This window comes from Paenibacillus sp. OAE614 (assembly GCF_040546645.1).
Lineage (GTDB): Bacteria > Bacillota > Bacilli > Paenibacillales > Paenibacillaceae > Paenibacillus_AQ > Paenibacillus_AQ favisporus.
Genome location: NZ_JBEPOD010000001.1, coordinates 4,354,874 through 4,369,832, shown reverse-complemented (window position 1 = coordinate 4,369,832; position 14,959 = coordinate 4,354,874). Strand labels below are relative to the sequence as shown.

Here is a 14,959-nt window from a genome sequence, read left to right as displayed (position 1 = left end):
GGGGATACGAAATGATCAATGCGATTTGGCTGGGGCTTATTCTGATTGGATTCGGTTTTGCAGCAGCCCAGGGGAAGATTGAACTGGTCACTTCTGCGGCCTTCGACGGGGCTAAGACCGGGGTGACAGTATGTTTCGGGTTAATTAGCGTGCTGGTCTTCTGGCTCGGTATGATGCGCCTTGCGGAAGATTCGGGCCTGCTGAAAAAAATAGCCCGGCTGCTGAGCCCGATCGTCACCTTTTTATTTCCGGATGTGCCGAAAAACCATCCTGCGATGGGTTACATCTTGTCCAATATGAGCGCGAATCTGCTCGGTCTAGGCAACGCAGCCACGCCAATGGGCATCAAGGCGATGCAGGAGCTGCAGACGCTGAATCCCGATAAGACGGCCGCCAGTCCGGCGATGTGCACGCTGCTGGCGCTCAATACGGCCAGCATCACCTTGATTCCGACTACGCTGATCGCGATCCGGATGAACTATCAGTCCGCCAATCCGACCGATATCGTTGGCACCACGCTGATGGCGACCGCCGTTGCCACGTTGGCAGCCATCGTGATGGACCGCTGGTACCGGCGCAAATTTATGCGCAGCAGGCCGAAGAAGCCGCCGGTGCATGCGGGTCCCGTTTCTTCCTCCCAATCCGAGCTGAAAGGGTGAGCAGGGCGTATGGTGGCGTTCATCAATCTGATATCGGCCTGGGCGATCCCCGTACTGATCGCGTTTATTCCCCTTTATGCTTTTACCAAGAAGGTGCCGGTGTACGAATCCTTCGTCGACGGAGCCAAAGAGGGATTTCAAACGGCCATTCAAATCATTCCTAACCTGGTCGGGATGATGGTAGGGATCAGCATCTTCCGGGCCTCGGGGGCCCTTGATTTTTTTGTGGGCTGGACAGGTCCCTTCCTTCAGCATTTGGGCGTTCCGAGCGAAATATTGCCCCTGGGTCTCCTGCGGCCGCTGACAGGAACAGGGTCCCTCGCATTCGCCACCGATCTGATCTCGGTGTACGGCCCGGATTCCATGATCGGACGGATGGCTTCAACGATTCAAGGCAGCACGGATACGACGCTGTACGTGCTCACCGTTTATTTGGGTGCGGTCGGGATCCGCAACGGGCGGTATGCGCTTAAGGTCGGTCTCTTGTCGGATGCGGTAGGATTTGCAGCCGCTATTGCCGTCTGCCTGTTGTTCTTCGGATAACCGGACTGCCGTGTGGAACGGTTTCATGGACACCTCATATACTGTAACAAGCTCAGGCTAGTTTAAATGAGGTGATCCGCATGACATTCGAAGGCTTTATCATCCATCATTCCGTATGCCCTTCCATCAACGGGAAAGGGTTTGATTTTTGGATCGGGGAGGATGCCTCGGTCGTTTCTTCCCCTTACGTCACCGATCCTTCCCATATCCATATTTGCCTCCAGGGTGATTTCAACCGCGAATACACCCTGTTTCGCGCTGCCGAAAAACAGCAGCTGTTCGTTGCCAGCAAACTTATTATGGAGCTGGCACGCCGCTACAATATTTCCCCCCTCTATTTGTATCCTCACTCCGACACCTGCCCAGGAGCGGATTTTCCATGGAACGAACTTGTGATTTATCCTGTTGATGGTTATCATTAGGGTTGAGGTGACCTATTGAACATGGAGAGATTACAGAAAGTGTTAGCGCAGGCCGGTATCGCTTCGCGCCGTAAGTGCGAAGAATTGATTCTGGCCGGCAAAGTGGAAGTTAACGGGGAAACCGTAACCACGCTGGGGACCAAGGCGGACCCGAATCAAGATATCATCAAGGTGAACGGCAAGCCGATCAAGCACGAGCAGAAGATTTACATCGTGTTCAACAAGCCGAAAGGGGTAATTACCAGCGCGTCCGACCCGGAAGGACGAAAAATCGTAACCGATTATTTGAAAGGCATCAAAGAGCGGGTTTATCCGGTCGGCCGTCTGGACTACGATACCGAAGGTCTGCTGCTGCTGACCAATGACGGCGAATTTGCCAATCTGCTGACTCACCCGCGGCATCATGTGCCCAAAACGTATCTGGCGACGGTGGAGGGGATCCCGCACGGCAGCGACCTGGACAAGCTCAAAGCCGGCATTCAGCTGGATGATGGTATGACGGCCCCTGCCGAAGTCGAATATAAAGATATCGACACGGAGAAGAACGAAGCCGTAATCAGCATCACGATTCATGAAGGCCGCAACCGGCAGGTCAGACGCATGTTTGATGCGATCAAGCACCCGGTGATCCGGCTGAAACGCGTGGCGTTCGGCGACCTGCTGCTGCACAATTTGAAGCGCGGTTTGTACCGCCACCTGACAAAGGATGAAGTACAAAGTTTATTAAATATGGCTAAATCGGGAAATTTAAACAAAAGATAGAACGGAAGGACACATAATTTTCAAATACTCCCGGAGCACCTGTGACATTATTTCGCTATAATTGTTCATAGGTTGTTCAAACTCTGCGCTTAAAATATGTGATTTGTCATGGAAAGGGAGCTTTTGGCATGGGTAAATCTAGAAAAAAGGTTCAAATCATTATCCTGCTGTTGATTGTCATTTTGGGCGGTTACGCCATTACGACACAGGTTTCGGGCTCTAATGGCAAACCGACGGAAGGCAGTAAGGCGCCGAACTTTGACTTGCTCGGGCTGGACGGCAAGGTTCATACGCTCGATGAATATAAAGGCAAGGCGCTTGTTGTCAATTTCTGGGGAACCTGGTGCGAACCATGCGTGAAGGAAATGCCCGCTCTGCAGGCCCAGTATGATAAGTGGAAGGATAAGGATGTCGTCATCGTTGGCATCAACGCCGGCGAGGACAAGATGGCCGTGGAAAATTTTGTGAAGCAGGTCCATGTCAGCTTCCCTGTAATGCTGGATCCCGAGAAGGACGCCATTCAATCCTACGGAATATCCCCGCTGCCTACGACGTTTTTTGTCTCGCCTAACGGGAAGATCAATAAGATCCATCTGGGACAGCTGGATTTGCAAACTCTCGATCAGCAAATTGAAGAGTTGGTGAATTCCTGATGATGAAGGAAGTTATTGCATTCAAGAACACCAAGTGCGAGTGCGGGCACCAAAACCCCGTGGGAACGGTGCTCTGCGAGGCTTGCGGAAGGCCATTGGAAGAACAAGACCGCGAGTCCAACGAAGTTCTGGAGATGCGCTATGACGGGATGGCACGACGCTCTCAGCGTGCCAACCCGAATTTCATAGACCGGATCTGGAACTTCTTTTCGTCTGTAAAGATCGCCGTATACATGATTATCCTGACCCTGCTCGGATCGATGCTCGGGACGATTTTCCCCCAGGAAAACACATTTCTGAACATCGATCCCTCAACGTACTACAAGGATACTTACGGCACGCCCGGATGGATTTATTACAAGCTGGGCCTGTCGCATACGTACGAATCCTGGTGGTTTGTCCTCCTGCTCGTCATGATCGGCGCGTCGCTGGTCATCTGCAGCCTGGACCGGGTGCTGCCATTGTACAAAGCGCTTACCAAGCAAAGAATTTTGAAGCATAAGCAGTTCCTGACCCGTCAGCGCGTGGTGTATCAGGGACCGGTAGAGCTGGAGTCCAAGAAATGGGTGGAGCAGGCATCCGTCCACATCAAGAAAAGAGGCTACCGTGTACATACCTTGGATAACGCTTTACTCGCAGAAAAGTACCGCTTCAGCCGCTGGGGACCATACGTCATCCATATCGGGCTGATCATTTTCCTGCTGGCCGTGCTGGCCCGCGGCTTGCCGGGTCTGCACATGGATCAGCATGTCGCTTTTCCTGAAGGCGAAATCAAGCACATTCCGAATACGTCGTATTATTTGAAGAACGAGAAGTTTACGGTTGAATATTACTCGGAACAAGATTTGCCAAAGGAATTTCAGGGCAAAAACAAGGTGCTTCCAAAACTGTTCAAGACGCAGGCGACCCTTTACGAATGTACGGCCAACTGCAATGATCCGTCCAAACAGCCTACGCTGAAGGCCGTTGACCATCACAATATCGAGGTTAACGACCCGATGGATTACAAAGGCCTGAAGGCCTATCAGTTTGACTATGATTTGACACCGGTCCTCCGTTCGGTCAAGCCTTCCCTGGTGGACAAGAAGACCGGCAAAGATTACGGTACGTTCCAGCTGAAGATCAAGGATCCAGAGCGGAACTACAAGGTAGGGCCATATTCGCTTGAGTTGAAGGAGAAGTACAACGATTTTGGGCTGGACGAGAACGGTCAGCCCGTCACGAAAACTCCGAATCCAAACGCGCCGGCTTTTCTCTTCCTGATTAAAGGGCCGAATTTGCCAGCCGAAGGCGTACATTATTTCTATTTCCCGAAACAAGTCGACAAGGAGCGCTTCCAGCAGGATGCCATAAACGCCAAAATGAACGGCGGCAGCGTTCCGCTTGAGCTGGATGTCAAAGGAATGGGAAATGTGGACTTATCGATGTCGACCACCTATTTGAACATCCGGGTGGACAAAGCGATGCCTTTTGTCTGGGTAGGCGCAGCCATCGTCATGCTTGGACTTATACTCGGCTTCTATTGGCAGCACCGCCGGATCTGGCTGCGGATTGACGACGGGAACCTGACCCTCGGTGCGCATACCAACAAGAACTGGTTCGGCATCCGCCGGGAGATTGCGGCAATACTTCGCAAAATGAATCTGGAAGTGGACGAGAAGTCCTTGGATAACGGAGGGAATCACTCATGAGTGGATTGTTAAATTTCAGCAGCAACATGTTCGTCGTCGCATTCTTCCTGTACTGCGCGGCGTTCATCCTGTTCGCGGTCGCCATTATGGGCCGCCGGTGGAGCAACAGGGATCCGGAGTCGCACCGCAGGAAGTGGGGGAATATCGCGTTCGGGGTATCCTCCCTCGGCCTGGTGCTGGAGCTAACGTACTTCTTTACCCGATGGGCGGGCGGCGGACATATTCCCGTCAGCAACATGTACGAATTCATGTCATTCCTTTCGATGATGGTCATGGTGGCGTTTACGGTGGTATATCTCATTTACCGCAAAACGATACTCGGCTTGTTCGCCGTTCCGATCACGATCATCATCATGGCATACGCCGCGGTATTTCCGCAGGAGGTGCAGCCGCTGATTCCGTCGCTGCAGTCCTATTGGCTGAAAATCCACGTCACGATGGCGGCGGCCGGAGAGTCGTTCTTCGCGATCGCATTTGCGGCAGGCTTTATGTACCTGCTGCGCACGGTGAATTTCAGCAGCACGGATAAAAAGGACAGACGCCAGCAGCGCTGGGTCGAAATCGTATTTTTCTCGATCATTCTGGTTATCTCGTTTATCATTACGGTCTTTGCCTTCCGTGCAGCCGGTTATGAATCCGTGTTCACCCAGACGAAGGCTTCCGGAACGGCCGGGCAAACGACGAGCGTTACGCAGACCGTCGAATACAAGCTGCCGCCGATCGTTGCGCCGTATCACAGCAAGGTCGAAAGCTATCAGCCGTTCCTCGGCATGACAAAGCCGCTGTTCAGCGCTCCGTCCTGGATGAACGGGATCAACGCGGGACGCAAGTTCAACACGATTATTTGGACGGTGATCTCCGGCATTATCCTGTACGGAATCCTCCGGTTGATCGCGCGCAAGCCGCTTGGACGTGCGGCCTCTCCGTTCCTGGACGGGATCGACCCCGACGATTTGGATGAGATCAGCTACCGTGCGATCGCCATCGGGTTTCCGATCTTTACGCTCGGCGCCTTGATCTTTGCAATGATTTGGGCTCAGGTGGCCTGGGGACGCTTCTGGGGATGGGATCCGAAAGAAGTGTGGGCGCTCATCTGCTGGCTGTTCTACAGTGCCTACCTGCATCTCAGATTGTCCCGCGGCTGGCAGGGGCGCCAGTCGTCATGGCTGTCGGTTCTCGGCTTCTTGGTGGTTATGTTTACCCTCGTCGGCGTGAACCTGGTCATTGCCGGACTTCACTCCTATGCGGGTACAAGCTGATTCGAATATGACAATTTATATGGATTGAACTAGAGCACATTCTTACTTTAGTTCAATCCATTTAGCACTGAATAATCCGTTTCACATTGCTCGCTTGGATGTTGAAACGGATTTTTGTTAAGATTAGCATGGAGTTATGACAAGTTCTTCATAGAAACATAGAAGGGGTTGAGGTTGTCTTATGTCAGAACATACAAACCGGATCCTGGTCGTGGACGACGAGGAACGGATCCGCCGCTTGCTGAAAATGTATTTGGAGAAGGAAGGCTATGAAGTCGAGGAGGCCGAGGACGGTGAAACCGCGCTCCGTAAAGCTTCCAATCAGGATTATGGCCTGATCATGCTGGACTTGATGCTTCCCGGCATGGACGGCATCGAGGTGTGCAACCGGCTGCGCCAGCTCAAATCGACGCCGGTGCTGATGCTGACCGCCAAGGGCGAGGAGATCAACCGGGTTCAAGGCTTTGAAGTCGGCGCGGACGATTATGTCGTGAAGCCATTCAGCCCGAGGGAAGTCATTTACCGGGTAAAAGCGATTTTGCGGCGCTCTTCGGCAACGGCGTACCTGTCGAAGGAAACGAATTCGAGCAACAACATCGTGTTTCCGCATCTTGTGATTGAGCACGATGCCCACCGGGTGACAGCGAACGGACAAGAGGTCAGCTTGACGCCTAAGGAATACGAGCTGCTGCATTACCTGGCGGTCTCGCCTGACAAGGTTTTTTCCCGGGAAGAATTGCTGAAGGATGTATGGAACTATGAATTTTTCGGTGACCTGCGGACGGTCGACACGCACGTGAAGCGCCTGCGGGAGAAGCTGAACAAGGTATCACCGGAGTCGGCGGCGATGATCACCACCGTCTGGGGCGTAGGCTACAAGCTCGAGGTACCGAAATAACATGAATTTCTGGACCTCTCTTGTCGGGAAGCTCTGGGCGACCATCATCTGCCTGGTAGCATGCATCCTGATTATTCTCGGGTTATTTCTGCTTCCATACATCGATATGAATTATTCGAACTCCGGAGACATCAAGCGGCTGTTTACGTACACGGCGATCATCGGGTTTTCGATGACGACCTTCTTTGCGCTGTTTCTGCTGACGAAGATTACGCAGCCGATGCAGCAGATGATTCAGGCTACCGAAGCGATCCGTAAAGGCGAGTACAACACACGCCTGTCGATCAATACGAGCGACGAGATTGGGAAGCTGGCGAACACGTTCAATCATATGGCGGCTGAGCTGGAAGACAACATCCGCAACTTGAACCAGGAAAAGGAGCATTTGGCGAGCGTCCTCCGAAGTATGAGCGACGGCGTCATTACGTTCGATACTTCAGGCAAGGTGATCTTGACGAATCCACCGGGACAGAAGCTGATCACCCAATGGAAGGATATCCACTGGAACTTGGACCAGGAGGACGCCGAAGGGGAAGAAGAACAGCAGGTACCCGAGCCTTTGCTGGACCTGTTCGACAATATGCTGGAGGGCAGCGGCGACACGAGCACGAATCTTCACGTCAAGCAGGGCGTCTGGTCGGTTCATATGGCGCCTCTGTATTCGGATAACGACATCCGCGGAGCGGTTGCGGTGCTCCGCAACGTAACCGAGGAAGTGCAGCTGGAGAAAATGCGCCAGGACTTCGTTGCCAACGTGTCGCATGAGATCCGTACACCGCTGTCCATGATGCAGGGATACAGCGAAGCGCTGCTGGATGGCATGGCGGCGTCGCCGGAGGAGAGCCAGGAACTGATTCAGGTCATTCATGACGAATCCCTTCGCATGGGGCGACTGGTTAAGGATCTGCTTGACATGGCGCGGATGGAAGCGGGGCATGTCGACATGGCCAAAAAGCAGCTTGACCTCAACGAGCTGCTGGAGCGCGTATACCGCAAGTTTACGGTACGGGCCAAGGAACGGAATATCGAGCTCCTTTATGACCGCAAGACGGAGGATATGGTGCTTGAGGAGGCCGACGAAGACCGTTTGGAGCAGGTGATGACCAACCTGCTGGACAATGCGTTCAGGCACACGCCTGAAGAGAAGAAGATCAGCATCCTTGCCGACCGTGTCCTGTCGGACAACAAGCTGATGATCCGAATCGTGGTGAAGGACGAGGGCGTAGGCATTCCGCCGGAGGATCTGCCGTTCGTGTTTGAACGGTTTTACAAGGCGGACAAGGCACGGGTACGCGGGGAATCGGTCGGAACGGGTCTTGGGCTAGCCATTGTTAAGAACATCGTAGAATCGCACCAGGGCAGCATTCAGGTGGACAGCATCCTGGGCGAAGGAACGGCCTTTACGATGCTGCTGCCCTGTCGAAAGCCGTAAATAATGGAAAAAGAACAGGAAACACCTCTGACGGGGTGTTTTTTTGTTGAAGAAAAAAGATTAATCTTGTTCAACGTGGAACATCAGCTTGTTTCCCACCAACAAAAAACAGCGTAAGCCAGGCTCACTTGAACCTGCTTACGCTGTTCTTAATAAAGTATGGACCGATTAGGAAAGGACGATTTCGACGGCACTGTTGAGTTCCGGAATCGTCGTCAGCTCATTCAGCACTTCTTTCTGCACGCCTTTGTCAACGGTCAGAATCATGATGGCTTCGCCGCCGATAATTTTCCGGCCGACCTGCATCGAAGCGATGTTAACGTCGTTCTTGCCGAGCAGCGTTCCTACTTGGCCAATAATACCTGGTTTATCGTTATGGGAAATCAGGATTTGATGACCCTCCGGAGCGATATCGACAGGGAACTTGTTCAGCTGCACGATCCGCTCTCCATAGCCGTTAAGGAGGGTGCCTGCTACCAGACGCTCTTCGTTTTCGGAGGTTTTGAGGGTCACGGTAAGCAGGTTCGTAAAGCCTTTGGATTTAGGAGCCGTGGATACGGCCACGTTGACTTCACGGTTTTTGGCGAGATGCATGCAGTTGACGATATTGACTTCGCTGCCAAGGTGGTGGGCAAGCACGCCTTTGACGATATAGCGAGTCAGCGGAAGGGTGTCGATGTCGGACAAATCTCCCGCATAGTCCACATGAATTTCATGGATCGCCTGGTTTTTCGTAATTTGGGCGGCAAAGCTGCCCAGTTTCTCCCCGAGCGAGAAGTAAGGCTGCAGACGGCTCATGATGCTCGGTGCCACCGGCGGCATGTTGACGGCGTTCTTGAACGGCTCGTCGCGCAGAATATGCAGCACTTCTTCGGACACGTCAATGGCTACGTTCTCCTGGGCTTCGATGGTGGAAGCGCCAAGGTGAGGCGTAACGATAATCTTCGGATGGTTCAGGAACGGATGGTCCTGCTGCGGCGGCTCCGATTCAAACACATCGAATGCGGCGCCGGCAACGATGCCTTCGTCGATTGCTTCAACCAGGGCCATCTCGTCAATGACGCCACCGCGGGCGCAGTTGATGATGCGCATACCCTTTTTCATCACTTCAAATTGCGGACGGGAAATCATATGGCGGGTCTCCGGCGTAAGAGGCGTATGCACTGTCATAAAATCGGCATTCCGGATAATATCGTCCACTGTTGCCAGCTTCACTTCGAGCTTCTCGGCGCGTTCCTGGGTCAGGAACGGGTCGAATGCCAGAATGTTCATGCCGAACGCTTTGGCACGTTTGGCCACCTCGCTGCCGATCCGTCCCATACCTAGTACGCCGAGCGTTTTGTTGCGAAGCTCGACGCCAAGGAACGATTTGCGGTCCCAGGTTCCGCCGATCGTTTTGGCATAAGCTTGCGGGATGTGACGGGCCAGCGCCATCATCATCGCAAAGGTATGCTCGCAGGTTGTTATCGTATTGCCGTCAGGGGCATTAATAACGATGATGCCGCGTTGGGTTGCCGCTTCGAGGTCGATGTTGTCCACGCCGACACCGGCGCGGCCGACGACTTTCAGGCGGGATCCCGCGGCCATAATTTTTTCGGTAACACGCGTTTGGCTGCGAACGAGAAGGGCGTCATAATCCCCGATGATCGCCGCAAGCTCGTCTTCGGAGAGCCCTGTATTTTTCTCTACCGTGACATCAGGTGCATCGACTAACTGCTGGATTCCGAGATCGCTAATCGGATCCGATACTAACACTTTAAACATTGGTTTCCATCCTCCTTAAATATCTAGAACGCTTATATATAAGGACATGTCCGATAGGAACATATCCGTGAAGCCAAAAGTGGAGCCGCTGAGCCTATGGGAGGCAATCAGGCGGACGCCTAAGTTTATTCCGTAAAGCAACGCGGTACTGTGCCAAAGGATGAACGTGCAGCTGGCCGGATTTTCCTTATTATTCTTAGTTGGACAACAAAAAAACTCCCGATCCGCATACTACTTCCGTAGTAAGGGACGAGAGTTATCGTGGTGCCACCCTAATTCACCGCCGTCTTCGCGAACGGCAGCCTCAAGGTCTTCCGATTGGAGACCTGATTGATAACGGAATCATCCGACTGCACCTACTGGGTAGTTCAATGCAATTGCTCTGGAACGCTAAAGATGACTTCTCTGTCACCGGTTTGCACCAACCACCGGCTCTCTGGAGACGATAAAGCCTCTTCTTTCCTTCATCGTGTTTCGCTCAATTAATTTTTCCATAATGTATCACGGGCCTATCAGGCGTGTCAATAGGTAAAAGTGCTTCCCTTGAATGTTCTGCTCTTAATCTGCTATGATTCTAATGCTGGGAGGACTTTTTTAACAAAGTTAAATCGTATATTTCGGGGGTCCCGCAGAACACAAACAGATGTTGGAGTAAAACCTTCACGTTGTGGGATGTTTGCAACCACTCTAGTAACAGAAACTTAATAGACAGGCAGGCCTCATCATGAAAAAAAGGAAATGGAAATTACCCAAAATTCAGCAGGCTAAGCCTGAACAGCTGAATGACCGTCTACTTCTGATCAATCTGTATATCACCCAGGGCCTAACCTTATTGATCGGTCTCGTATGGATTCTGCTGCAGCGAAGAAATCCGCTTGCCTTGTTTCAGCTTCAGCATCCCGGACAAGTTGCGGCATGGGGGCTTGGGCTGGCCGCCGTTATGTTTGCCGTCGATTTCCTCGTCTCCCGGATTACACCGGAGGAAGTGATGGATGACGGCGGAATCAACAACATGCTGTTCCAGCGCCGTCCCGTATGGCATATTATAGTCATCTCCGCGGTCGTGGCGGTATGCGAGGAGCTGCTGTTCCGTGGAGCCGTACAGCATGCGTTCGGTCCGTATTGGACCAGTATATTATTTGCGGTCATTCACGTCCGGTATTTGAAGCACTGGATTCCAACCGGCTGGGTTTTTTTGAGCAGTTACGGCCTCGGATATATCTACATACATTCCGGAACACTGCTTGCCCCGGTCTTATGCCATTTTATGATTGATTGTGTATCCGGGCTAGTGATTCGATTTCGGAGGGAAGCATGAACAGCGAATTGAGCAGAGTTGAAACGTACAGAAAAAATCGGAAGAAGACCCCGGTAAAAAAGGCGCCTTCAGCCGGTGCCGGTAAACGGACTCCGCCCAAGTCCAAGGCAGCAGAGACGTCTTCAACACGGGCGGCCGGAACGCTGAGACGCGGAAAAACGGCAGGAAATGCAGGGAAGCGGCCGGCGACCGCCAGAACTGCTGCAGCCGCTTCCGGCTCGGCGGCAGCCCCGCAGTCCCGTCGGAGTAACCGGACTGCCGGAAAAAGGGAGACGGAAGGCGAATCCGCCGTTCCGGCAAGGGCGGACACTTATGGTTCCCGGCGAATCAAGATCAGTAAATATTTTACGAACTCTTTAATCTTTTTATTTATCGGTTTAACGGCATTTCTTGTTTATTGGGGAATTAAGGGCGCACCCCCGCTGGAGGACCTATGGTAACCCCCTGGCTCGTTTGGGCGGGGGCAGGCGTCGTGGCTGCGGCTGCAGCGCTTTACGCCAGGATGTCGTATGAGGCGAGGCTGGAGCTGGTGCAGCAGGCCGACGTGAGGCTGGAGAGGCTGCCAAAGCCCTTTGACGGCAGCAAGCTCCTGTTCATATCGGATCTGCATAGCAGGAGGTTGACGGGGAAAACGATTCGGCAGCTGGCCGGAACGGTTGATTGGGTGATCCTTGGCGGGGATATTATGGAACGGAATGTACCGTTGAGCCAGGTGGAGCACAACTTAAGGCTGCTAGCCGAAATCGCCCCGGTGTATGCCGTATACGGCAACCATGATTATAAGGCCGAGCCGGAAGGTTTGGAAAAGCTGATGAACGCATGCGGAGTCACTTTACTGCGGGATGAGAACGTTCCTCTGCTGCGAAACGGCGCGCGCATCTGGTTAACCGGTGTTGATTATCCGCGGTACAAACGAAACGATTATCCTCCGGTTCCACAGCTGCCTGTCCGTGATGCCGGTGCGGAATGCCGCATCCTGGCCGTTCATGACCCGGCCTGGCTGCAGAAGCAGAAGACGATCCAGGCGGACCTTGTGCTTGCCGGCCATACCCATGGCGGACAAATTACGCTGCCTTGGCTCGGACCGGTCCGGCTGAATCAATTTTACCGGAAGTATGCTTCGGGATGGTTTGAATGGGAGCAGCCGGAAGCGGAGGTCCGCCGGCCGCGCATGCTGATCAGCCGTGGTTTCGGCACAAGACGCGTTCCGCTCCGCCTGTGCTGCCCTGCAGAAATGCATGTCCTTACGCTAAGGACAGAACCCATAGAAAAACACAGATAAACGAGTAAAAGCAGCCGATATGCCGGCTGCTTTTTTGTGCATTGCATGATTCCTTACTTGATTTGAGTATCGATGCTTTCGGGATCTACAAAGGTGTAGCCTTTGCTTTCCAGTTTGGTAAGGAGCGTATCCAGCGCTTCGACGGTCCACGGAAGCTCATGCATTAAAATGTTGCTGCCGCTGTGCAGCTGGTCCAGCACGTTCGAGACAACCTTGTCGGCATTGCCGCTGCTTTTGGAGCTCATCGTCCAATCGAGCGAGCCGTTGGACCAGGTCATGTACAGGAGACCGTTCTCCTTGGCGATTTTCTTGCCGGTATCACCACCAGCCCCATTGGGGGGACGGAAAAATACAGGCGCTTTGCCAACGGTTGCCTTGACGATCTGCTGCGTATCCTCGATTTGCCTGCGTACTTCCGCTTCGGGCTTATTTTTGAGGATGATGTGATCCCAGCTGTGGTTGCCGATGGTCTGCCCGCGTTCCGCTATTAATTTCAACAGCTCGGGATGCTGCTTGACGCGGTATCCATTGACAAAAAATATCGCCTTGGCGTGATGCTTGTCCAGCGTATCGATCAACCCGTTGATCATTTCGGCCTTTTTAGGGCCGTCGTCGAAGGTTAGCAGTACGACTTTTTTCGGAATCCCTTCAACACTCGGAACGATATCGTAAGCTTTATTCATGCGATACTGCACCGTTACCGCTTTTGTACCCGTCTGCTGATCGTTGGAATCCGGCTTGGTTGCGCTGCCTTGATTCGTTTGATCGTTATTCGTTTGATCCTTATTCGTTTCCGGAGAATTTTCCGGGACCGATCCGCCGGGTTGAACGCCGGACGTCCCGTTTGTTGTGGTGCTGCCTGAATTGTTTGTATGTACTTCGCTTGTTTGAGCCGGAGGGACAGCCTTTTGGTCTTTTTGCCCCTCGTTTTCGCAGGCGCTAAGGATGAGCAGTGAGCATAGAGCCAGCGCCGCCGTAATTTTAACCATGATTTCATCTCGCTTTCCTGAATTTATGCCGCATGAGCAGGACCATATTCGCTCAAAATATATTCGACTTCATCCCATAAGGAGGTTGTACCTAAATGAACACTTCTGCTTTTATTGGCGGTATTTTGGTTGGTGCTGCTGCAACGACGCTGTTGTCCAGAAACCGGGGACGTATGATTACGTCCGTCATGGGTGGCAATGCCAAGGACAAAATGATGGACATGGCAAACATCGGCATGGGCTCGTCCCATCGTCACGACACTCATGGTTCTCACAACGATTCGTATTCCAAGGGATCGAGCGTTACCCAGATTAAAGATTTTATCCGCACCAATCCGGATGTCAAGCGGGAAGTGGACATGATTCTGAAAGAGACAAATACGGTGATACCTGGATTGTAAACGCGTCAAACCCATTAGAATCATTTAAAGGGCGGTTATCCGCTCCAAATGATTCTTTTTTTGTCCATTTTACAGCGTGCATTTATGGTTATATAATGATAACATACTTACATAGAACTATTTTCAGCACATATTATGGGAGACATCATAATTTGTTATAACAATGCTTACAAGGAGGATCCTGTCATGAAAATAGAACGCTTAAGCTCAGATAAGATACGGATTTTCCTTACGTTTGACGACCTGAGTGAACGGGGCATCCAGAAGGAGGACATGTGGCAAGAAATCCCGAAGGTGCACGAGCTGTTTACCGAAATGATGGATCAGGCCTATAACGAACTGGGCTTTGATGCAACGGGACCGCTCGCCGTGGAAGTGTTTGCCCTTCCTGCTCAAGGAATGGTCGTCATCGTGACCCGGGGGAAATACGATCATCATCAGTACAGTCAACTGGGTGAAGATGAACTCCCTGAAGAAGTTTACGAAATGGAAGTCACGCTTGAACAAAGCGACTCCATCGTGTATGCTTTTAACGACTTCGAAGTGCTGATCGAAGCTGCACACGTACTTCAACGACATATCACCGAAGCCGGGCGGCTTTATCATTATAGAGATAAATGGGTACTGTACATGGACCCAGAAGAAATCGACGCTAATCAGCTTCCTTCGCTGATCGCGGTTCTTGCCGAGTTCGGAGAAGCTGCATCCTATACGGAAGCCGTACTTGAGGAATATGGCAAAGTCGTCATTGCCGAGAATGCGGTTGACGTCATTTGCACACATTTCAAGCGCCAGGATTAACACCGTTATCCTGATTGAGACATCCCATGAGGATTCATCTTCATGGGATGAACTTTGCTTTGAAGCTGGAGTTACATTCGGCAGG

General features: G+C 52.3%; 16 protein-coding genes and 1 other annotated feature. Of the genes, 14 read left to right on the top strand and 2 right to left on the bottom strand.

What is annotated here, in order from left to right; genetic code table 11:
- Positions 1 to 11: 11 nt before the first annotated feature.
- From ABIE48_RS20085 to ABIE48_RS20045, 9 genes are all read left to right on the top strand, one after another.
- Complete coding sequence (locus tag ABIE48_RS20085) at positions 12 to 659, top strand: nucleoside recognition domain-containing protein (protein ID WP_145023865.1); 648 nt, start codon at positions 12 to 14, stop codon at positions 657 to 659.
- Between the two features lie 9 nt (positions 660 to 668).
- Complete coding sequence (locus tag ABIE48_RS20080) at positions 669 to 1,202, top strand: spore maturation protein (RefSeq protein ID WP_076170061.1); 534 nt, start codon at positions 669 to 671, stop codon at positions 1,200 to 1,202.
- A gap of 80 nt (positions 1,203 to 1,282) precedes the next feature.
- Positions 1,283 to 1,624 (top strand): peptidoglycan recognition protein family protein, encoded by a 342-nt coding sequence (locus tag ABIE48_RS20075; RefSeq protein WP_145023867.1) that lies wholly within the window; start codon positions 1,283 to 1,285, stop codon positions 1,622 to 1,624.
- A 21-nt stretch (positions 1,625 to 1,645) separates the two neighbouring features.
- Entirely contained in the window at positions 1,646 to 2,386 is a 741-nt protein-coding gene (locus ABIE48_RS20070) for a pseudouridine synthase (protein ID WP_145023869.1), read from the top strand.
- 128 nt (positions 2,387 to 2,514) lie between these two features.
- Positions 2,515 to 3,039 (top strand): thiol-disulfide oxidoreductase ResA, encoded by a 525-nt coding sequence (gene resA, locus ABIE48_RS20065; RefSeq protein ID WP_076170064.1) that lies wholly within the window; start codon positions 2,515 to 2,517, stop codon positions 3,037 to 3,039.
- A complete protein-coding gene (gene resB, locus ABIE48_RS20060) occupies positions 3,039 to 4,730 on the top strand; it encodes a cytochrome c biogenesis protein ResB (protein ID WP_354519550.1) in 1,692 nt (563 codons plus the stop codon). The genes resA and resB overlap by 1 nt, the downstream gene beginning before the upstream one ends.
- Complete coding sequence (gene ccsA, locus ABIE48_RS20055; RefSeq protein WP_145023873.1) at positions 4,727 to 5,989, top strand: cytochrome c biogenesis protein CcsA; 1,263 nt, start codon at positions 4,727 to 4,729, stop codon at positions 5,987 to 5,989. Before resB ends, ccsA begins: the two co-directional genes overlap by 4 nt.
- 181 nt (positions 5,990 to 6,170) lie before the next feature.
- Positions 6,171 to 6,887 carry a response regulator transcription factor gene (locus tag ABIE48_RS20050; protein WP_076170066.1) on the top strand — a complete coding sequence of 239 codons (717 nt, stop codon included), beginning with the start codon at positions 6,171 to 6,173 and terminating at the stop codon, positions 6,885 to 6,887.
- 1 nt (position 6,888) lies between these two features.
- Entirely contained in the window at positions 6,889 to 8,319 is a 1,431-nt protein-coding gene (locus ABIE48_RS20045) for an ATP-binding protein (protein WP_354519548.1), read from the top strand.
- A 168-nt stretch (positions 8,320 to 8,487) separates the two neighbouring features.
- Here ABIE48_RS20045 and serA read toward each other — a convergent pair whose 3' ends face one another.
- Positions 8,488 to 10,083, bottom strand: a complete 1,596-nt coding sequence (gene serA, locus ABIE48_RS20040) for a phosphoglycerate dehydrogenase (RefSeq protein ID WP_145023876.1) — start codon at positions 10,081 to 10,083, stop codon at positions 8,488 to 8,490.
- A gap of 242 nt (positions 10,084 to 10,325) precedes the next feature.
- Positions 10,326 to 10,560 (bottom strand) — a binding site (T-box leader).
- Between the two features lie 247 nt (positions 10,561 to 10,807).
- Between serA and ABIE48_RS20035 the strand changes: the two genes are divergently transcribed.
- From ABIE48_RS20035 to ABIE48_RS20025, 3 genes are read left to right on the top strand one after another with little or no spacing between them, the layout of a single operon-like run.
- Positions 10,808 to 11,401, top strand: coding sequence for a CPBP family intramembrane glutamic endopeptidase (locus tag ABIE48_RS20035; protein ID WP_076170069.1), 594 nt, complete (start codon positions 10,808 to 10,810; stop codon positions 11,399 to 11,401).
- Complete coding sequence (locus ABIE48_RS20030) at positions 11,398 to 11,841, top strand: hypothetical protein (RefSeq protein ID WP_145023878.1); 444 nt, start codon at positions 11,398 to 11,400, stop codon at positions 11,839 to 11,841. Before ABIE48_RS20035 ends, ABIE48_RS20030 begins: the two co-directional genes overlap by 4 nt.
- Positions 11,835 to 12,683 (top strand): metallophosphoesterase, encoded by an 849-nt coding sequence (locus ABIE48_RS20025; RefSeq protein ID WP_145023880.1) that lies wholly within the window; start codon positions 11,835 to 11,837, stop codon positions 12,681 to 12,683. Before ABIE48_RS20030 ends, ABIE48_RS20025 begins: the two co-directional genes overlap by 7 nt.
- Positions 12,684 to 12,736: 53 nt before the next feature.
- On the opposite strand, the gene ABIE48_RS20020 is transcribed toward ABIE48_RS20025, so the two are convergent.
- The gene (locus ABIE48_RS20020) at positions 12,737 to 13,672 is read right to left on the bottom strand and encodes a polysaccharide deacetylase family protein (protein ID WP_145023882.1); all 936 of its coding nucleotides are present in this window, start codon (positions 13,670 to 13,672) and stop codon (positions 12,737 to 12,739) included.
- 95 nt (positions 13,673 to 13,767) lie between these two features.
- Between ABIE48_RS20020 and ABIE48_RS20015 the strand changes: the two genes are divergently transcribed.
- The gene (locus tag ABIE48_RS20015; RefSeq protein WP_145023884.1) at positions 13,768 to 14,073 is read left to right on the top strand and encodes a hypothetical protein; all 306 of its coding nucleotides are present in this window, start codon (positions 13,768 to 13,770) and stop codon (positions 14,071 to 14,073) included.
- A 186-nt stretch (positions 14,074 to 14,259) separates the two neighbouring features.
- On the top strand, positions 14,260 to 14,874 hold the full coding sequence (locus ABIE48_RS20010) for a genetic competence negative regulator (protein WP_076170074.1): 615 nt from the start codon (positions 14,260 to 14,262) through the stop codon (positions 14,872 to 14,874).
- Positions 14,875 to 14,959: the final 85 nt, after the last annotated feature.